15 protein-coding genes are annotated in these 21,261 nt (G+C 46.0%); 1 reads left to right on the top strand and 14 read right to left on the bottom strand.

Annotation, left to right across the window (positions count from 1 at the left end):
* Positions 1-50 precede the first annotated feature (50 nt).
* From AC0J2X_RS05125 to AC0J2X_RS05190, 14 genes are all read right to left on the bottom strand, one after another.
* Positions 51-1,271 carry an alginate export family protein gene (locus AC0J2X_RS05125; RefSeq protein ID WP_069943742.1) on the bottom strand — a complete coding sequence of 407 codons (1,221 nt, stop codon included), beginning with the start codon at positions 1,269-1,271 and terminating at the stop codon, positions 51-53.
* Between the two features lie 392 nt (positions 1,272-1,663).
* Positions 1,664-2,566: an ABC transporter ATP-binding protein gene (locus tag AC0J2X_RS05130; RefSeq protein ID WP_014975666.1), complete on the bottom strand. Its 903-nt coding sequence runs from the start codon at positions 2,564-2,566 to the stop codon at positions 1,664-1,666.
* Between the two features lie 16 nt (positions 2,567-2,582).
* Positions 2,583-3,578, bottom strand: coding sequence for an ABC transporter permease (locus AC0J2X_RS05135; RefSeq protein WP_014948244.1), 996 nt, complete (start codon positions 3,576-3,578; stop codon positions 2,583-2,585).
* Positions 3,579-3,666: 88 nt separating this feature from the next.
* Positions 3,667-5,076: a CmpA/NrtA family ABC transporter substrate-binding protein gene (locus tag AC0J2X_RS05140; protein ID WP_069943741.1), complete on the bottom strand. Its 1,410-nt coding sequence runs from the start codon at positions 5,074-5,076 to the stop codon at positions 3,667-3,669.
* 570 nt (positions 5,077-5,646) lie between these two features.
* Positions 5,647-6,963 carry a methyl-accepting chemotaxis protein gene (locus AC0J2X_RS05145; protein WP_069943740.1) on the bottom strand — a complete coding sequence of 439 codons (1,317 nt, stop codon included), beginning with the start codon at positions 6,961-6,963 and terminating at the stop codon, positions 5,647-5,649.
* Positions 6,964-7,246: 283 nt separating this feature from the next.
* Complete coding sequence (locus AC0J2X_RS05150; protein ID WP_472995830.1) at positions 7,247-8,248, bottom strand: GGDEF domain-containing protein; 1,002 nt, start codon at positions 8,246-8,248, stop codon at positions 7,247-7,249.
* Between the two features lie 111 nt (positions 8,249-8,359).
* Positions 8,360-8,845 (bottom strand): hypothetical protein, encoded by a 486-nt coding sequence (locus AC0J2X_RS05155; RefSeq protein ID WP_472995831.1) that lies wholly within the window; start codon positions 8,843-8,845, stop codon positions 8,360-8,362.
* A gap of 4 nt (positions 8,846-8,849) precedes the next feature.
* On the bottom strand, positions 8,850-10,367 hold the full coding sequence (locus tag AC0J2X_RS05160) for a bifunctional metallophosphatase/5'-nucleotidase (protein ID WP_069943738.1): 1,518 nt from the start codon (positions 10,365-10,367) through the stop codon (positions 8,850-8,852).
* A gap of 145 nt (positions 10,368-10,512) precedes the next feature.
* Entirely contained in the window at positions 10,513-11,499 is a 987-nt protein-coding gene (locus AC0J2X_RS05165; protein WP_069943737.1) for a glycosyl transferase family protein, read from the bottom strand.
* Positions 11,483-12,466 carry a uroporphyrinogen-III C-methyltransferase gene (gene cobA / locus AC0J2X_RS05170; RefSeq protein WP_069943736.1) on the bottom strand — a complete coding sequence of 328 codons (984 nt, stop codon included), beginning with the start codon at positions 12,464-12,466 and terminating at the stop codon, positions 11,483-11,485. Before cobA ends, AC0J2X_RS05165 begins: the two co-directional genes overlap by 17 nt.
* A 12-nt stretch (positions 12,467-12,478) precedes the next feature.
* Complete coding sequence (locus AC0J2X_RS05175) at positions 12,479-15,370, bottom strand: nitrate reductase (RefSeq protein ID WP_472995832.1); 2,892 nt, start codon at positions 15,368-15,370, stop codon at positions 12,479-12,481.
* Between the two features lie 86 nt (positions 15,371-15,456).
* Positions 15,457-15,828 carry a nitrite reductase small subunit NirD gene (nirD, locus tag AC0J2X_RS05180; protein WP_014975661.1) on the bottom strand — a complete coding sequence of 124 codons (372 nt, stop codon included), beginning with the start codon at positions 15,826-15,828 and terminating at the stop codon, positions 15,457-15,459.
* A gap of 36 nt (positions 15,829-15,864) precedes the next feature.
* On the bottom strand, positions 15,865-18,414 hold the full coding sequence (gene nirB / locus AC0J2X_RS05185) for a nitrite reductase large subunit NirB (protein WP_069943734.1): 2,550 nt from the start codon (positions 18,412-18,414) through the stop codon (positions 15,865-15,867).
* 311 nt (positions 18,415-18,725) lie between these two features.
* Positions 18,726-20,291 carry a SulP family inorganic anion transporter gene (locus AC0J2X_RS05190; protein ID WP_014978293.1) on the bottom strand — a complete coding sequence of 522 codons (1,566 nt, stop codon included), beginning with the start codon at positions 20,289-20,291 and terminating at the stop codon, positions 18,726-18,728.
* Between the two features lie 434 nt (positions 20,292-20,725).
* Between AC0J2X_RS05190 and AC0J2X_RS05195 the strand changes: the two genes are divergently transcribed.
* Positions 20,726-21,013, top strand: a complete 288-nt coding sequence (locus AC0J2X_RS05195) for a hypothetical protein (RefSeq protein ID WP_014948232.1) — start codon at positions 20,726-20,728, stop codon at positions 21,011-21,013.
* Positions 21,014-21,261: the final 248 nt, after the last annotated feature.

Consider the following 21,261-nt stretch of genomic DNA (forward strand, 5'->3'; position numbering starts at 1 on the left):
CCAGACCTGTAGTATTAATTACAACATAACGTTGTAATAATGTATTGCAATTAGAAGCGTGTACCAATCCACATCCAGAAGCGATTGGTATCCACCTTTATATCTCCCGCATCGTAAGTACCGTACTTAATGCCAAAATTGTACTTACCTGCAAACTTCTTCGTATACTGTACATTAATTTCGCTGCCTAAGTCGTCAGCACCGTTACTGCTGTCGTCAGCGCTGAAATCGTGGTAAGCCAAAAGCCATTTACCACCGGCTAGCCCACCTGATAGAGATAACTTAAGATCTTTTAAGCCCTGTGCTGGCGTGCCCAAGAACTGATCAGTCCAACCGTTGAATTTGTGCAGCGTAGCTAGCGGCGTTGCAAACCCATACAACCCATCGTCAGAACCTAGTATTTCGTAATCGACCTTAGCCGTCACGCCAGAAAACGTGGCTGCGACATACGCATTTAAATAAGAGGCGTCAAAGTCGGTGGCCGTTTCGCCCGCGCCAGCTTCGCTTGATTGCGTGGCAAACTCACCACCGTAAGCCCAACTCACGCTCTCACCTTTCATCTTTCCATCGTAGCTCACGCCATACGTGTCCAACGCGTTATCCGTGTCGTTGTCCACCTCTAAAAGGTAAGCGTAGGCCACAAACTTGCCAATTTTAGATGTATAAGTAGCATGAAGAATATGATCTTTAGAATCTAAATCTGCCGCCTCAGCAAAAATGCGGTTGCGTTTGTAAAGATAGCTATAGAACAGCTCTAAATTGTCTGTTGCCGCATATTTAGCGCTTACGGCATCAAAGGTCTGGCGGTCTTGTCGCCAGCCAACGTGGCCAACAAATCGATGGTCATCCAACGTAATTACTTGTCGCCCTACTCTGGCGGTAAAGTTATCCGCCTTATACTGAATAAAAGCTTGATCAACTTCGGTAGTTTCAGGGTCGGCAATGACCGAATACTCACCTACGTTAAAGCCAGTAGGCCCCACAGTAAACTCATCTTGCCCAAGTACAATACGACTGTCTTCAACCTCAGCGGTAAATGAGAAACCATTAACGCTACCCGAACTAAACCCTAAACGCGTACGCAAAGTCAGTGCACTTGCGTCTTCTAACGCATTGTCTTGATCAACAGCTTCGTAGCGTAAATTCAGATCCGCCCATGCCTTTGAATCGCTTAATGCGCTGTGAATGTCAGCGGCCATTGCGCTTCCACCCAATACTGTCAAAACAGATGCTGTTAGCATCTTAATGCCAAAGTTTTTTAACGTGTTCATGTGTATTCCCTATCGGTATTGATGAGGGCCTGCTGGCTTTTGCTGTACATTTTTTGCAGCGGTCTGTGTGCCATCTAGGCAAGGCGGATGTTTGACGGTTTAGTGGTTCTAAATCGAAAACATTCACGGCAGTATAGATGGCACACAGGCGCTGCCCGAAGGGGTCGTTATGGAAGCCTTTTACTCTTTGTCACAGTCCTTTAACTTAGCCCACTAGGCTTGCAGGACTGTTTCGCGATTAAAAGGCTTCCATTTAGACCAAAACTTGTACAACAAAGGCCAACAGGCCCAGAAGTCAAAACTTATCCAGCCAGCAGTAGAATGCTGGTTAAAAGTGATGGTTTTGGTTAGTTGGCGGAAAAGGCTTCCGCCCTAGTCAGGTGCCGATAAAGCTAGGCGGCATCTGACTTCTTAGCGTCTTTTTTTTCAGATGACACCCCGCTGGGTTTTGCTAGCTGTTGTGAATGTTTGTTAGTTGTAGGCGCTTGGTTGGCGCGTGACGAAACGGTTTCAACCTTCTTTTGTTTGTCGTAAAGGAAAGTTAAGACTTCATGTCTGTAGTGGTTGTACTGCTTGTTATCTGCAAGTGCTAATCTATCTCGCGGACGCGGCAACTCAATATCTAGAATTTCGCCAATGGTGGCTGCCGGGCCGTTATTCATCATAACAATACGGTCTGATAGCAATACCGCTTCATCCACATCATGAGTAATCATGATAACCGTGTTACCCAAATCAGCATGAATTTCCATTAGTGAGTCTTGAAGATGAGCGCGAGTTAGGGCGTCTAGCGCACCGAACGGTTCATCCATTAGCAGCACTTTTGGCTCCATTGCCAACGCTCGTGCAATGCCCACTCGCTGTTTCATACCACCTGATATTTCACTGGGTAATTTATCAAGGGCGTGGGTCATGTGCACAAGCTCTAGGTTGTGCATGATCCAGTCACGCATCTCGTTTTTACTCTTGCCTCGCATGGTCGATTTTACGGCCAGCTCAACATTCTTGTATACCGTAAGCCAAGGTAATAAAGAATGGTTTTGAAAGACTACTGCGCGTTCAGGTCCAGGCTGCTTCACTTCTGCGCCATCTAAAATTACGCCGCCGGTAGTAGCTTGGTGCAAACCTGCGACGATATTCAGCACCGTTGATTTACCGCAGCCCGAATGGCCAATTAACGACACAAATTCACCTTTGCTGATTTTAAGATTTACATCTTGAAGCGCAGTAAATGGCCCCTTCGGTGTGGGGAAGTCGATACCCACCTGCTCTAACTCTAAGTGTTTAGTGTGCATAAAATTCTCCTCAAAATTAGCGTAGTACGCTCGACTTGTCCCAGCTTACAGCGCGCTGAATCGATAACATTAGGCGGTCTAGTACAAAGCCAATAGCGCCAATGGTGAGCACTGCGACCATGATTCTCGCTAGCGACTCTGAACTTCCGTTTTGGAATTCATCCCACACAAACTTTCCTAGGCCCGGGTTTTGGGCAAGCATTTCTGCCGCAATCAGTACCATCCAGCCAATACCAAGCGACAATCTAAGTCCTGTAAAAATCATGGGGATAGAAGATGGAAGTACTATTTTGGTGAGATGAGCAAACGGCGTAAGGCGCAATACCTTACTTACGTTGATTAGGTCCTTATCAATATTTGATACGCCTACTGCGGTGTTAATAAGGGTTGGCCATAAACAACAAAGCGAAACCGTAAAGGCAGAGGTCACAAATGATTTAGAAAAGGCCGGATCATCGCTGACATAAAGGGCACTTACCACCATAGTCACCAGCGGCAGCCATGCCAATGGAGACACTGGCTTAAATAACTGGATAAGTGGATTTATTGCGGTGTAAGCAGATTTACTTAGACCACATAGTATACCCACGGGAACCGCCACGACTGATGCAATTAAGAATCCAACCATGACGGTGTAAAGGCTTGTCCATATCTGATCAAAGAAGGTTGGCGCACCGGTGAATTCTCTAATTTTTGGCTGATAAGTAGGGTCCTGCGCTACACGCGCTGCATTTCTTGCTTCTTGACGTTGATAGAAAGCGTCCGCTTTTTCACGCTGTGCAATATGTTCGTCAATTAACGCACCGGCTTGCTCAAAAACTTGTGCAGGCCCTGGGAACTGCCCCAGCGACGTGTCGATACTTTTTGCTACACCATTCCAAATGGCCAAAAACATCAGCAAGCCAATAACAGGCAGCAGCAACGCAGGCGTGGATTGATATAAACGGCTCAACAAAGAGTTGGCGTTTGACGGCGACGATGGAAGGCGAAGAATGGTTGTCATCTTGCTCATTGCTTGCTCCTGACACTTGATGTGCGCTTTTGCGCTGTTTATGCCCCGCCCTAGTTAGAACTGAAGGCAGGGCCATTAAATCAGACACTTACAGTACAGTGTCACCCTTCAGACCAATCTTAAATTGCTCTAAGTAAGCGTTAGGCTTGCTTCCGTCAAACGTCACGCCATCAATGAATTCGCTCTGAGGCGGCTTGTAGCCCGTTTCCGTCCCAAACTCTGGAAAGTCAGACGCCTTAGCTTTACCTTCGGCAATCAGTGCTTTAGCAGCCTGAGCATAAACTTCTGGTTTATAAACTTTTTTGGCTGTCTCTTTATACCAATCGTCAGACTTAGCCTCTGAAATTTGACCCCAGCGGCGCATTTGTGTGAGGTACCAAATAGCATCACTGTAGTATGGGTAAGTGGCGTTGTAGCGGAAGAACACATTAAAATCAGGCACGTCGCGCTTGTCACCTTTCTCGTATTCGAAAGTGCCTGTCATGCTGTTAGCCAGTACGTTTTCATCTGCACCTACGTAGTTACTTTTAGCAAGAATCTTTACCGCTTCAGGGCGGTTAGCATTGTCGTTTTCATCCAGCCACATTGCCGCTCGAATTAGGGCTTTAACCACGCGAATGTGCGTATTTGGGTATTTGTCAGCCCAGCCTTGGCTTACGCCGAACACTTTTTCAGGGTTATTTTTCCAAATTTCGTAGTCGGTGATCACAGGTACACCAATACCTTTAAACACAGCCTGTTGATTCCATGGCTCGCCTACGCAGTAGCCATAGATGGTGCCGGCTTCCATCGTCGCTGGCATTTGCGGTGGGGGGGTGACTGACAACAGTGCCTGAGCGTCAATTTGACCCGCGGTATCGCCTTTATGCGGCGCATAATATCCAGGGTGAATTCCACCTGCCGCAAGCCAATAGCGTAACTCGTAGTTGTGTGTAGAAACTGGAAATACCATTCCCATGTTGAACGGCTTTCCAGCGTTGCGGTATTCATCAACCACTGGCTTTAAATAATCAGCTTTAATAGGATGAACTGGCTTGCCATTTTCCTGTGGAATATGGGCCTTCATTTTGTCCCAAATTTCATTAGAAACGGTAATTCCATTACCATTGAGATCCATACTGAACGCTGTTACCACATGCGATTCCGTGCCGAAGCCAATGGTTGCACCAAGGGGTTGGCCAGCCAGCATATGAGCGCCATCTAGTTGGCCGTCGATTACGCGATCAAGCAGCACTTTCCAGTTAGCTTGCGCTTCCAATGTAACGTAGAGGCCCTCATCTTCAAAAAAGCCTTTTTCGTACGCCACAGCAAGCGGTGCCATATCAGTGAGCTTGATAAAACCAAACTTAAGTTCTTCCTTCTCAGGCCAGCCTACCGCTGGAGCTTGTGCTGCCACACTCGCAGAAAAACTTGCTACAGAGACGGCAAGTGCTGCACATACTCCAGCACTCGCCGTTCGAAAGCGTTTTAGCAGTGATGTTGTCTTTAACCCAGTCATACGTGTTCCTCGTAGCCAAAAAAAAACCCACCAGCGTACGACGTTTAACCGTCGAGCATGGTGGGCTTCGTTGCCGTGTTTGTAATATCGGAGTTCTTACAAACGCATCAAGTTGTTAATGGTAAGTCAGGAATTCCCGCTCACACACCTCATCTTTAAGGGAGGTTTATTAAAAGCTTTAGCTTATAAAACCATCTTTATTTTTTATTATTATGCACTTGCCATAAATGCCGGAGATGATGATGCTTCCTTACCGCTCTCCGCTGAATCCTATTTGTTTACCCTATGGTAAGTGTTGTGCATTCCACTCTGCCATCGCATTTGTGTTTGCACCCGTTGCTTTGTACAGCAACGTTGTTGTTGCACGGATTAATTAGCACCCATCGTGCCAGAAATGTAAGCCATTAAAATTTATGAACATTTACACTATTGAGGTAAGAGAAAAGTGAGAATGAATTCGTTTTGGTGCACCAAAACAGGGGGGTGTTCAACCTTGGTGCGCGAAAGCAGATACCAAGGTTGAACAAATATGGCCAATGACTAAAGCTGTCTGATTGTGTCGCTAATTTTCTAAAGGCGTTTAGTAAATTGCCCGATAGCGTTTACCACTTCATTGGCACCGCTTTGGATTTCGCTCATTGCTTTGCCTGACTGCGTTGAATACTCTAAGGCTTCGCGCGCTTTTTCCTGACCCGCTTCAATTAACTGAACTGCATTTTCTGTTAACTTTCTGTTTTCTACGACGACGTTTACGATTTCTTCAGTTGCGCTACTGGTTCGCGACGCGAGCTGCCTGACTTCATCGGCAACTACCGCAAAACCACGCCCTTGATCGCCTGCACGTGCAGCTTCAATAGCTGCGTTAAGCGCCAATAAATTAGTTTGGTCGGCAATTCCGCTTATACTTTTAACCAAGTCCGCAACTTTTTGGGATTGCTCATCAAGGTCCTTGATACCTTCACTCGCATTGCCCATCTGTTTCGCTAATTCGTTCATCGCCTTAACCGTAGAATCGAGCACTTGGTTACCCTTACGTGCTTGCTCTCCAGTTTCTTGCGAAATGTTGAATGCAACGTTGGCGGCTTCAGAAATGGCGAACTCCCGCTTCATTTGCTCTGTAATTACCGTTGCGAATTTCACTACTTTATAAAGCTGACCATCTTCGTTTCTGATGGGGTTATATGACGCTTCTAGCCACACGTCATTCCCTCGGCTATCAATGCGTTTGTAGCGTCCAGATTCTAACTGTCCTTGCGCTAGCCCACGCCAAAAATGTTTATATTCTTCCGAGTTCGCCTCTTGCTCTGTGCAAAAGATCCTGTGATGCTTCCCAACTAGTTGCTCCAGCTTGTACCCCAAACCTTTCAAAAAGTTTTCGTTGGCTTTTATGATGGTGCCATCAAGGTTAAACTCAATAACAGCAGAAGAGCGATGAAGCGCGGCAATCATATCTCTAAGCTCATTACTGTAAGAAATATTGCGCGTTTGCTCTGCCATATAGAAAGAAATACACTTCACATTTCCATAGGCGTCGTCTATGGGCTGTATGATTCCTCTTACCCAAATCTCATGACCTTTTGCATTGTTGAATCTAACTGCGCCATGCCAATGACGATGATTTTTAATAGCGCCTAGCATATCTTGAACGTCCGATTTTTTGAGCGATTTCGGATCCATCAGGCTTTCAAGAGACTTCCCTTCTAGCTCTGAAATCTTAAATCCTGTTGCTTGAGTATATAGATCATTAATTGCACTTATACGTCCGTCTGCATTCAACTCAATGTACAACATTTCTTCACGAAGCTCTTCCTTAACCGTTTCATGTGCCGCCATTTCCTTTTCCAAACGTTGGTTTTCGGCTATCAACTCTTTATTTTTGAAAAACATCCCGCGCTCCTAATGAACTTCGTTTCACGCATTATTTATCAGCCGACTTAGCTCATAACGAAGCCACCCTGACAAAATAGGCACTGGCGTATCACACTGAAATACGGTTAGTTGTCTGAAACGATAAGCTAGTATTTATTGGTTTTGATTAAAGATAGCAGAGGAAGTGAAGTTTATTGATGTTTCACACAAATAAAACTAAATTTTTTTGTTCAATAAAGATTAAAGATAGCCCAGTTTGGGCATTGACATAAACGCGCTACTTTTTGCTATACAAAAATACTCATGGCAGCGATGAAAACACGCAGCGATTCCGGCCGCCCGTTTTGGCGTCGTACAAAGCTCTGTCAGCGGTATTAAGGATCGAAGTTAACGTCCAGTTGTGGTGATTAACGAAATTGACCGTTGCAACGCCCAAACTTGCGGTAATTACGGGTGAAACTGTGCTCTTGCTGTGCTCTATCCCTAATGATTCTATCGCATCTCGAATCTCTTCAGCTTTCACCTTCGCGCCTTTCTCATCGATATTAGGCAGAATCGCTACGAACTCCTCACCACCGTATCGAGCACAAAAATCAGTATTACGGGTAATCACTTCATTAAGCCCAATAGCGACGGCTTTCAGGCATTCATCCCCTTTAGGGTGACCATAATTGTCATTGTAAAGTTTGAAACTATCGACATCCAAGATAATCACCGTCAACGGCCATTCATACCGTTTTGACATTGCTATTACCTTTTCCATTTCCATTTCAAATGCCCGTCGGTTTGGGATGTTAGTCAGCGGATCGCTAAGTGACAAACGAATCAATTCGGTTTCTTGGCTCTTCACTCTCTCAAAATACAGTGCGAAGGTTTTAGCCAGGCGAGATATCTCGTCACTGCCTTCGAAGCTTGCTACTTCTTCACTATTTTTTTCAACCAAGTTGGTTAAAGCAATTAAACGCAGAATAATACGTTTGTAGATATAGAAGATGATGGCGCAACAAATAATCATCACAATTAATGAAAGTGCCAATGACAGGGTTATTTGTTTGGACACAGCCTGGTTGGCAGACAATGCGTAAAATGAGGTGTCTTTTGTGATTGAAGATGCCCTAAACTCAATATTTGACGCGACTTCTTCAGCCAAGTGCTCAACAAAACTGCCTCGCCCTCTTGAACGTCCACGAATACGCATGACATTAGCTTGTTTATCAATCATGCCCCATTTACCTAATACCCCCTCCTCTAGCGCACTTACCAGTTCGCTGCTGCGCTTGTCTAGCGATGTCGCCTCACGCAAGGAAGCGATGCTTTTTTCAATACTGTCCTCTAACTTGCGTAACTCATGCAGTTGGAACTGCTGATTTATTTGGGCAATTTGTAATATCAGAGGAACCAGCGTTTGAGAGGATTAAATACCCACATACTGCGATTTATTGTCTTCAAAAATATTGTTCAAGTAAGTAAATAGTACTTCCCTTTCCACCCGCACTTCTTTTTCGACATCAATCCGCTGACGCACTAATGCGTTTAGTTCTTCTATTTCTAATGTAAGTACATTCAGCTGCGTCGCTAAGTACTTGTCTCCTTGCTCAAGCTTCAAATTGGAGGAATCCAAGCGCTCTATCGTTTCATCCAACTGGGTTTTGACGATACGCCGAGACGATTGGCTCTCAGACGATGTCAATCGCGCAGTAAGTGAAATTAAGTGCTGAACTTCACGCGTAATTTCAGTAGCTTGGCTAAGAGTGGGGATAGAAGACGAGGTGATATCGTCAAGCACTTTTCGCACGTCATTTAAACGCAGCAGCGACAAAACCAGTATCAAAAGAAAAAATCCCATCACACTGCATTGTGCAATGATAAACAGATACAAGGTCTTTTTCTTATGCTGCATCTGATCAACCGCCTTTTGCCATATTTATTATGCGGTTATCAGTTTTAGGCTTTATATCGTATTGATTGACGATGGCCTGCATCACAAGGTCTGATATTTGAGGGGGACGTGTACTCAAGGCCGGACGCTTTTCGGTATTCTTTAACGCATAGAAACCGTCTCCGCCATTGGCCAGAAAGTTACTTGTAGCCAGTGAATAGGTTTTCGACTTATCTATTCGCTTTCCATTAATCGTGACATTTTTTACTCGTTGAAAAACTTTCGCTGAAGGGTCGAAACTATAAGACATACCCGATACATGAGGAAAACCACCTTTTAAATTTTGATATTGCGAAAGCCCCTCTTCCAGAGCTTGAATCAACTGAGCGCCAGTTATATCTAAAGCTACTACATGCGCGCGAAACGGCATTTCGGTGACAATATCTTGCCGAGTAATCGGTGTACCTGCCGTATATTGTTTGTTGCCTCGGATACTGCCTCCGTTTATCAAGGCAATTTCAGTATTGGCATAGCGTTTAATGGTATCCGCGACAAAGTTTACAAAAGGATTCTCTTCACTTCTCACTTCTTTGCGCGCGGTCGAAACGGCAATCTTCCATTCGCCAATTTGGATATTTAACAACCGCTTTAGGCGCGCTTCATACTCAATGAGTTGCTCGTTTAACTCAGCATCAGCCTCTATATCTTCTAACGGCTGTTCGGTATACGACGTTGCTTGCCACCCAGCACTTTTCACGAAACTAGCAACGACAGCGGTGCCCTGCTGCGTAAGCGCCATGCTATTAGGGTGACGCGTAGTTTCGAGCATATTTTTCTCGTCCAAGCGACTGTCTGTTATAAAAGCGACATCAATAATGCGTTTGTTCAGCATGGTATTAATAAAAGGGAACGGGTAGGAATAGTGAAGCAAAATAATATCTGCGCCTTGCTGTCGCAATCTTTTAGACTCCTCCATGATGGCTTTTTGAGGAGGCGTTATAGTAATATCAGATAATTGGTACTCTTCTATCACTCTCTCATGTAAAACTGATATAACACCAAGAGTTAATTCTTCTTTTTCTACAATCACAGAAGTGTGCAGGCCATCAGGGGAACGCCCCACTCGGTTATCTATTACGTTGCTGGCTACCAATGGAAAGGCTGCTTCATAAGAACGAAGAGATAATTCATCCTCATAGAAACTAAATTCTCTCTTTGTGACCCCCATCACATCTGGCTCAAGGGAATTGAGAATATCAATAATGTGGGAGCCACGGTCAAACGAGGATAGCGCGCTCGGCCCAATCGAGCCACCGCCGAAAATGAAGAAGACGGTTTCACTAATTTGCCGCTGTTGTTTTACGAGGGTTTGAAGATTAGCGTAACGCCCTGTGCGTGCGTCGCTAATATTAGGCATATCTGCGGTTAGTACGAAAGTTACGCTAGAGGTTGTGACCTGTTCTCGATTTTCAGATACAGCATAACCTGCTCGAAATATGAGCGACAGGCTAGCTAAAAATACGAGCCATTGCGTGATTCGCATAACACCACTTAAGGAAAACTTGTTATTACTATTAACAAGTATAGCAACGATTAAGTCAATGCGACGATTGGCTATTTTTCCTTAAAAAGAAGGGCTTTATATCAAGCAATATAGATAATTGCCCGCTCGGAAAACGCAGGTGACCTTAAAATGGCGTTGCGCTTTTATCGCGCTGTGCCCAAAGCTGCCTTGCCTGGGACAGGGCATCTGCGGAATCACACTTTTGTAGCAGCACTAAATAGCTGGCAAGTGTACTCAAAACGGCTTGTTCACCGTAAAGGCTACTCGCGTTACCCGCCCACACATCAAGCATGTCGTTAACGTTCATGCCTTTATCTTTAAGCGCCCATTTGTCAGCAACCACCGGCATTATTACTTCTTCGGTCTCACCATTTCTGGTAATAAATAGCTCAGTTTCCCGTTCACCATTAACTTCAGGATCTCCGCCATCACCACGAAAACAAAGCGCATCTATAGATGGATAATTTTCATTAACGCGGCAGTGTTTGTGGTCAAGATGCATATGGAAAACGCCCTGTACGCAAAATTGTGCAGCGGTGGGATTCAACAACCTTGCGAGGGTGTTAGCGCATGAACGCAGGCCAAATACCTCACGAAGCTTAATAATTGTGTCGAGCGCAGGCAGCAAATAAGACAAATCAAGGTAAGTCACCCCTTTATCCGTTAACTGCTGTTTGGCATCTTCAATACTGCTAACTTCAGACAGGCCCAATTGGGGTAACGCTATACTTGCATAAAGGCGTCCCGAACCCGGTTCATGCGCACCGTGGAGCATAACCGAGTAACCATTGTTGGCTAGAACCGCTACGGCCAATAAGTACCACGGTAACTGGCGACGCTTTCCCGCGTAGCAGCCAATATCTAACGTGGGGGTGAGGTTTTTAACTTCTGGCTCTATCAGCTCTCTGCATGCATCGACAAAGCCAATAACTTCTTCTGGTGTTTCTTCACGGGTACGCAGCAACATAAGAAATGCGCCGCGTTGATCGCCTGTCACTTCATTGGCCAATACCATTTTCATGGCATGATAAGCCTCATCACGGGTAAGGCTACGCCCCCCTTTTTGACCTTTTCCAATAATTTTTATGTATTCACTAAATGGTTGCTGCATGCTTGGATGAATGTAATAGAAGAGTATTTACCTGTTGACGAGACTCTACCACCTTTCCAAATATAAGTAACGTAGGCCCCGTTAAATTTGCTGCTTCTACCTTGCTATGAATATCGGCAAGCACGCCAGTAATCACGCGCTGTTCAGGCGAAGTGGCATTTTCAATTGCCGCTACTGGCCATGTGGTTGGCACGTTGTGATGAATCAAGCCTTTGTATAGCCCTTCAAGTCGGCTTAGCCCCATATAAACCACCATGGTTTGCTTCAATACATTTTGCGCCATGGGTGCCATCTCTGGCCATTGATCCACGTCCTTAAAATGTGCGGTCATAAAACTCACCGACTGAGCACAACGCCTGTCGGTTAAAGGGATCCCCGTATAGGCTGACACACCCGATGCTGCCGTAATACCAGGAACAATAGCAAAAGGAATGTTGGCTTTTGTGAGTGCATCGGTTTCTTCGCAGGTTCTTGCAAATAGGGCTGGGTCACCGCCTTTTAACCGTACGACAGTGTGACCGTTGCTTGCCAATTCAACCACTCGCTTGCATATAGCGTCTTGGGTAAAGCTATGCTTTTTGCAGCGTTTCCCTACATATTCTTTCACCACTTTAGAGGGAATTAGCGCGAGAATATCTTCGCTGACTAAAGCATCTAACAGCACGACATCGGCTTGTTGCAGAAGACGAAACGCTTTTAACGTAAGTAACTCGGCATCACCAGGGCCAGCACCGACGATGAACACCTGCCCTTGTTTATGACCTTCAGTTTGCCTGTTTGCTAACTTCAACCACTTGCCAAAGTATGAATGCTTAGCTGGAGCTTTTGGATTATCGGAGCGCTGGCGCGTCGTCACGGTCGTGACCGAGGTAGAAATAGCATCGCGATAAAAGAGGTTTAACAAAGGTTTCTGCGGTTTAAATAAGGTGCGCAAAAACGGTAACGACCAACTAGATGCAATTGACATGATTTAACGCTCCTAAACAGATTGAATTTCAATGACTAAATGCTTGTCTATCAGCTGAGACAAGGCGGGCTTGCACGAGCCACAATTCGTACCACACTTTAATGCTTCACCAAGCTCTGCCACCGAACTACAGCCTTCTTCGATGGCATGTGTAATGGTTTTTTCGCGCACTTCAAAGCAGCTACAAACTACATCACCATTTAAAAATGCGTCGTCTACTTGGCCACGTATTAAATTGCGCTGTATGTCTGTAGAAATAGATGTGTTGAGAAGACTGGCAAGCCATTCGTTAGGTACTGACCATGTGCTTTTTGAATGTGGCGCTGCTTGCGCTGTTGTATGTGCAGTTGCTGGTGCCCTTTCACCCTTTTCTGGCTCATCGCCCAAAAACGCCGCGAAACAAAGAGTATCATCGACAAGCGCAAGGCATACTGAGTATGTATGATGATGAAACTGCAATAGCACCGCGTTTTGCGGCAGCAGAGGTATCAACCCTTGTGTAAAATCTCGACGACCTTTGTTTGAAGCAACGTTCAATACTGATAATGCTGCATCCGAGTTATTTACAGGTGAAGTCGCCTCTGTGCTTTCAAGCGGTGTCGTATTCCAGTAATCACACGCATGCTTTAGTACGTCTTCATAACTGGGGCTAAATTCTGAATTAAGTGTTGATTGGTTTACTGATGAAACAAAGAGCTTGCCGTAGGTAACGAAATGAGCAGGCGCGATAGCAACCGCCGCGTGTTTTAACTCTGGTTGCCCTGAAATAGGGTCTACCGCGCTGGCATAAAGTGCGCCTAGTTTACTGTGAGAACCCCATTGCGCCGACCAGTGAATGGGAATAAATACTTCCCCTTTGCGCATATCCGTATCCGCTTTAACCGGATAAATAACAGGGGCGTCTTTACACACTGCACTTGAAAGAGAAACGAGGCTTCCGTCTTCAACGCCCAATTCAGCAGCGTCTTTAGGGTTGATATGCACGCAAGCACTTGGCATATGAGCCAGTAACTTTGCCGCTTTACCCGTGCGCGTCATGGTATGCCACTGATCTCGCGCTCGGCCGCTGTTTACAACAAAAGGATAAGCGTCTGATGTTACCTGCAGTGGCGCTCTGTAAGTTACGGGAATAAGCCTAGCCTTGGCGTTGGGTGTTGAAAACTGCTTGTCTTCAAAAGGACGTTTACCGGTAAGGCTAGGTTGAGAATTAGAACTGGCCGTATTCTCAGCTTTTGTAACTGCTTGAAAGGGCCACTGCAAAGGCGATAGCCCGTTGTATTGAGCTTCACTTAACGCTTGTAAAGGTGACAGGTCTAATTGTCGCTTACCGTTATTTTGATAGCCGGTTAGCCCAGCGTATTCGCAGAATATTTGTGACGGATGGGTAAAATTAAATGCCTCGCCAAAGCCCATTTTACCCGCCACTTCACACAGTATTTGCCAGTCGTGTTTTGCACTACCTGGTGGAGGCAATATACCGCGCTGACGTGAAATACGGCGCTCTGAGTTTGTCACCGTGCCGTCTTTCTCCGACCACCCCGTGGCAGGAAGGGCAATGTGCGCGTAGTTAAGCGTATCGTTAGACTCAACGATATCAGACACCACCACCATGTCACATTTAGAAAGTGCGCGTTCAACTTGACCGCGATTTGGCATACTGACAACAGGGTTAGTCCCCATTATCCAAACGAATTTTACCTTTCCACTCTCAATTGCATTAAACAAATCAACAGCTTTAAGCCCCTGCCCTTTGGGCATAACAGGGGCATTCCAATAAGTTTTAACAGCGCTGATATGCTCAGGGTTTTCAAGGTCCATATGTGCAGCTAGCATATTGGCTAACCCACCGACTTCACGCCCTCCCATGGCATTGGGCTGGCCAGTAATTGAAAACGGGCCACAACCGTCTTTAGCAATTAAATCCATTGCTAAATGACAGTTGATAATGGCTTGGGCTTTATCCACACCAGCAGAAGACTGGTTTACGCCCATAGAATAAAAAGTAATTGCGCTAGAGGCTTTGCAGAAGGCATCAAAAAAGGCCTTAATACTGTTAACGTCCAGGTCGCATACTTCAGCAACGTCATCTAACGTTAAAGCATTTGCACTTTTAAGCGTTTCATCAAGCCCCTCGGCATAGGTATCAACGGCGGATTTGTCTATTCGACCTTGTGCGTTTGCATAGCTGAGTAAACCGTTAAATAGGGCTACGTCGCTACCCGGTTTTACAGGAAGGTGTAAATCGGCAATGGTACAGGTTTCGGTTTTGCGTGGGTCAATAACAATGACCTTCATATTCGGATTTTTCAGCTTTGCTCGCTGAATGCGTTGAAAAAGCACTGGATGCGCCCACGCCGCATTACTTCCGGTGATCACCAGTAAATCTGTACATTCCAAATCGGTGTAATCGCAAGGCACCACATCTTCACCGAACGCACGCTTGTACGCGGCAACGGCTGATGACATACACAGGCGTGAATTCGTATCGATATTGGCGCTGCCGATGTAACCTTTCATAAGCTTATTGGCAATGTAATAGTCTTCGGTGAGAAGCTGACCTGATACATAAAAAGCAACGGCATCCGCGCCATACTGCGCAATGGTAGAGGTGATCTTATCCGCAATCACATCGGTGACCGTGTCCCAATCCACCGATTGACCTGCCATGGTTGGGTGAAGCAAACGTCCGTTTACGTCGTTTGTTTCAAGCAGGTTTGTTCCTTTAACACACAATCTTCCATAATTGGCGGGATGCTCTGGCGTGCCTTTAACAGTGTCCAGGGTTATGGCACGCGGGCTTACGTTGCAACTGATATCTACACCACACCCTACGCCGCAGTATGGGCATGTTGTTTGTCTTAATTGTTCAGACATCATGTCGGGTTGTCGTGTAGGCATATTCATTTCATTACCTTTTTCGGTTTCACAGCTTTTGAATGCATTTTGCTAAAAGGCTTTATTCATGTGGGCGTATAAAAAAGACAGTTTGCTTAAACGCCCACAAAAACCTTTTCGCCCTCTACCTTCACAGCGTAAGCCGTGACGGAAACATCGTCGTGTTCTTTACACAGCCCGGTTTCTAAAAAGTAATGCTCTTTGTATAGAGGCGAAGCAACAACAGGCGCACCGCCTATCGACCCTAGAAGCCCGCGATAGAGTACGTTTGCTTTACCAATAGGGTCGTAGTTACTAATGGCGAAAACCTGGGTTTCGCCGTTTATCTTCAAACTGAAAATTGCCACTTGCTGTGAGTCGACAAGGGCGCAAACCCCACTGTTTGTCACTAAGTCGTTCGTCTCACAAACATAGTGCCATTGCACTTGCTGTGGTTCTGACGCCATTACATTTTGCGCTGCTGACATAATTTGATTCTCCTAACAGGGTTGATAAGCCAGTGGCTATACCATAGAGACAGGAATGAACTGATCTTTACCTGCTACTTTTTCAGCTTCAGTAGCTGGGCGAACCTGGCCTCGCTCTGAAACAAACTGAATATTGGTGTCGCTAGCATTGCTGTTTACGAATTGACGGAAACGCTTGCGCGACTCAGGGTTTTCAATGGTGGTTTTCCATTCGCACTGATAAGCATCAACCACAGCATCCATCTGTGCTTCAAGCTCACTATTAATGCCAAGAGCATCGTTTATCACAACGTCTTGCAAGTAAGCTAACCCACCTTCTAAGTTGTCCATCCACACCGATGTGCGCTGTAGGCGATCAGCCGTTTTCACGTAAAACATCAGCACGCGGTCGATGTACTTAATTAGGGTTTCGGTATCTAGGTCGGTGGCAAACAGGTCTGCATGTCGAGGCTTCATGCCGCCATTCCCGCAAACATACAGGTTCCAGCCTTGCTCGGTAGCAATAACGCCAATGTCTTTGCTTTGGGCCTCTGCGCACTCACGGGTACACCCCGAGACGGCAAATTTAATTTTGTGCGGCGCACGTAAGCCTTTGTAACGATTCTCTAAGTCAATGGCAGTGCCAACAGAATCCTGAACACCGTAGCGGCACCATGTGCTTCCCACACACGATTTCACGGTACGCAGTGCCTTCGCGTAAGCATGGCCGGTTTCAAAACCACCAGCGACCAGTTTTTCCCAGATATCAGGTAAGTGCTCTACGCGCGCTCCAAATAAATCAATGCGCTGACCACCCGTGATTTTGGTGTACAAGTTGTATTCTTTTGCCACTTCGCCGAGCAGAATCAACTTCTCAGGCGTTATTTCGCCACCAGGTACACGCGGTACAACGGAATACGTGCCATCTTTTTGCATGTTGCCAAGGTAGATATCGTTGGTGTCTTGCAGAGGAAGATGTGAAGCCTTAAGAATGTAGTCGTTATACACCGAGGCTAAAATTGAGCCGACAGCGGGCTTACAAATTTCACACCCTAGACCTTCACCATGCTGCTCTAGTAGCTCGTCAAAGGTGCGAATGCCGTTTACCTTAACAATGTGAAATAGTTCTTGTCGGGTATGGTTGAAGTGCTCACAAATGGCTTTTGATACTTCCACACCGCGCTTTTCAAGTTCGCTATCCACAACATTTTTAAGTAAGGCAGCACAACCTCCACACCCTGTGCTAGCTTTGGTTTCGCCTTTTACATCGCCAACGCTACAACAGCCGCCTTCAATGGCTGAAACAATATCGCCCTTTGTCACATTTAGGCATGAACAAATAGACGCGGTGTCTGGTAGTGCATCGGCACCTAACGCCGGTGCGGCATCGGATGAGGGCAGAATTAGGCTTTCTGGGTGTTCAGGTAATTCAATATTATTAAGTGCATACTGTAAGAGCGTGTCGTAGTCGCTGGTATCGCCAACGAGTACAGCACCAAGCACGTACTTTTGCTCGCTATCTACCACCAGCTTTTTGTACACGCCTTCTGGCTGATTTAAATAGGTGTAGCTAAGCGCACCGACTGTGCGTTCATGAGCATCGCCAATTGAGCCCACTTCCACACCCATTAGCTTGAGTTTGGTACTCATATCTGCGCCAGCGAACTCGGCATCGCCGCCGGTTATATGACTTACAGCCGTGCGCGCCATGGTATAGCCAGGTGCTACCAGGCCAAATATTTTGTTATCCCACAGCGCACATTCACCCACAGCGTAAATGTTTGGGTCAGACGTCACGCAGTGATTATCAATGACAATACCGCCGCGCTCACCCAGTGTTAGCGCTGACTTTCTGCCGAGCTGGTCGGAAGGTCGAATACCGGCAGAGAATAAAATCATGTCAGTTTCTAGTGCAGTGCCGTCAGCAAACACCATTTTATAGCGGCAGGTATCACCGGCCTCAATAGTTTGCGTTGCCTTTTGGGTGTGAACCGTAACGCCCAATGCTTCTATTTTGTCCTTAAGAACGTTACCACCTGCTTGGTCTAGCTGAACCGCCATAAGCTGCGGGGCAAACTCAACCACGTGGGTGTCGAGACCGGCTTGCTTTAATGCGTTAGCGGCTTCTAAACCCAACAGCCCACCACCAACAACAACCCCTACTTTGCTCACTGCTGCTGAAGCTTCAATAGCGAGTAGATCGTCTATAGTACGGTACACCAAGCAATGCTCTTGATCGTTGCCAGGGATGGGTGGCACAAATGGGTATGAGCCCGTAGCTAACACAAGCTTATCGTAGCTAAACACCTGCCCTTCAGAAGTCGTCACTTTATTATTGTCACGGTCTATATCGGTAACCAAGGCATTGGTAACTACGTTTACGCCCCACTCGGCGTACTGAGCGGGTGTAGTTAGCGCTAAGTCATCAGCACTCGCGCCGCTAAAAAAAGACGACAGATAAACGCGGTCGTACGCAAGGCGTGACTCGCCGCATAAAACGGTTATTTCTACATTGGCATCGCTTTGGTGAAGCTGCTCAACAAAATGATGCCCCACCATGCCGTTGCCTACGACGACAATTTGCGTTTTTGAGTCCAATGAAGTCATGATATTCCCCTTTTTTCGGGACAAAAAAAAGCCCGCTTCAACTTTCGTTGATGCGGGCTTCGTTGCCTATTTTGCCAACGGTTTAGGTCGGCTAACACATTTTACGGAGTGTTATAAATCACACAATTTTCAGCGATTGACACAAATCACCAAAACACACTTTACGTTTATAGCTATCCAAGTTCAGTGCCAAAACCGTAAACAATTGTTTTTATTTGATTTACTACAAAATAAGCATTATTCAGACTTCACAACTGCACCAAACAAACGCAAAACTGTGTTTACTTGGTGCATTAAGGCTTTCAAATAACTTAGGCCAGCTTATCCGTCGCTACGCGATAGCGAGGATCTTCAACCACATTAATTTCAACAAACTTATCGGCCTTGCGAAGCAGTGAGCGACACTCATCACTGATATGGCGAATGTGTAGCTTTTTACCTTGCTCTTCGTATTTGTCAGCAAGGGTATCTAGCGCATCGATACCTGATGAATCCCAAATGCGAGAGTCTTTAAAGTCAATAACTACATCATTAGGGTCGTTGGCGATATCAAACAGGTCTTTGAAATGCGATACCGAGCCAAAGAACAGCGGGCCGTCTAGCTCATAGACTTTCCAACCGTCGTTATCGATATGGGATCTCGCTTCAATATGACGAGCGTGTTTCCATGCAAACACCAGTGCTGAAACGATAACACCCACCACAACCGCAATAGCCAGATCAGCGATAACGGTAACGCCTGTTACTAGGAAAAGTACGAACGCATCTTCTTTGTTTACGCCGCGAATAATTCTGAATGACGCCCACTCAAATGTAGCGATAACCACCACGAACATAACGCCAACAAGGGCAGCGAGAGGAATCATTTCAATTAGCGGAGCAGCAAATAGAATAAAGCCTAATAATACAACCGCCGCGGTGATACCAGACAAGCGGCCACGGCCACCAGAGTTAATATTAATCATACTTTGACCAATCATGGCGCAACCGCCCATACCGCCAAAGAAACCGTTTACGGTATTTGCAACGCCTTGGCCAACGCACTCTTTGTTGCCGCGCCCGCGGGTATCTGTCATTTCGTCAATTAATGAAAGAGTAAGAAGCGACTCAATTAGACCAACCAAGCAAAGAATGACTGAGGTAGGCAAAATGATCATGAAGGTTTCCCAGGTGAACGGCACCATAGGAATAGCAAAGCTAGGAAGTTCACCCGCTAGCGTCGCGGTGTCGCGCTGGTCAGCTGGTAGCAAATCGCGAACAAAGTCGATTACAGTGCGCGCTTCAAGGTCAAGACCGTGTACTAACAAGGTTACCGTAACAATCGCTACAAGCGACGCCGGTACAGCTTTGGTTAGCTTTGGCAATAAATAGATAATGGCCATGGTTAGCGCCACAAGCCCTAACATCCAATATAACAGCGTACCTTCCATCCACTGTAATTCACCGGCTGCGTTGGTCACTTTGAACTGGCCTAATTGCGCCAAGAAAATAACAATTGCCAAACCATTTACGAAGCCTAGCATTACCGGATATGGGACCAGACGTATAAACTTTCCGAGCTTGAAAATACCGCACATTATTTGCAGTAAACCAGCCAAAATAACCGCGGCAAATAAATACTGCACGCCGTGTTGGGCAACCAGTGCCACCATTACAACGGCCATGGCGCCGGTAGCACCAGAAATCATTCCTGGTCGGCCACCAATAGCGGAAGTGATTAAGCCCATCATGAAAGCCGCATAAAGACCAATCATCGGTTCTACGCCGGCCACAAATGCGAATGCAACGGCTTCAGGGACCAAGGCAAGCGCCACGGTAATACCTGATAGCACGTCGTTTTTAACGTTGCTGTCTTTACTGGTAATTAAATCGAACATGTTCTCTCAGAAGCTAAGATGTTAAACACAACAACCCACCATGGCGTACACCGCGTTAAAGCAGAACACCAAGTAGGTAGGAGATTTTTTCGGCGATTCTATCACCATTGTAGCGCAAAATCTTTTAATAGATTGTTACTAGGGCCTGTTGAACGTTGATGTGCAGCAAAGATCAACAGGCCCCAGTCCGAACTACTTGGCGCTTACGTGATAAGCGCAGGGCTCTTTGCCCCTTTCCTAATGCTGTGAGCTTGTCAATTTTTCATGTACGGTCTCAGGGCTTAATTTAATAGCGAATGCTGACAAATTGCATCGTACATGGCATCGTATAATGGTTTTTATTAACCGCGTCGTTCAATGCGCTTCGATTTCTAATACGGGGCTACGGTAAGACGTCGCAATAAGGCACAAGTCTTATTCAACGAGGAGTTAAAGTGGTACCTTATATTCTGACTATTTTGTGCGTGCTAGTGGCAGGCGCTATTCATTGGATGTCGCCGAAGGCTTATTGGAAAGCCACTATCATGTCGACCGCTGTTATTTTACTATTTTCTGTAGCTGCATTGTTTATCTTTAAAGCATCAGGAATGCTGGTTAGCGAGCACACTGGCGAGAATGCTGATTTTTCTGGACAAATGCTAACCATCACCACAATGATTGCCTTCTTCGGTTTCTTAATATCACTGTTTGTAGGTTGGTTTCTTCGCGTAGTCAGAAACTAATCCGGAAAGCAAAACCACATAGTTTGCGAGGCTGCACCATTTTGGCGCAGCTTCTTCCCTATCAACTTCCCTCTTGACGCCGCTAACCTTTCCGTCCCCCCTTATAAAGTCACCTTAAATAAAAGTTCCAGCCGAATCACATGCCGCGAAATGTCAGCACTCCGGGCGTTTTTGTTCACTCTAACGCTTATCTTCATTAATTCTAATAAACAGGGCATAAGTGTTGCTTGGTACACGTATTGCTCTGC

The sequence above is a fragment of the Alteromonas sp. R7 genome (assembly GCF_055755235.1).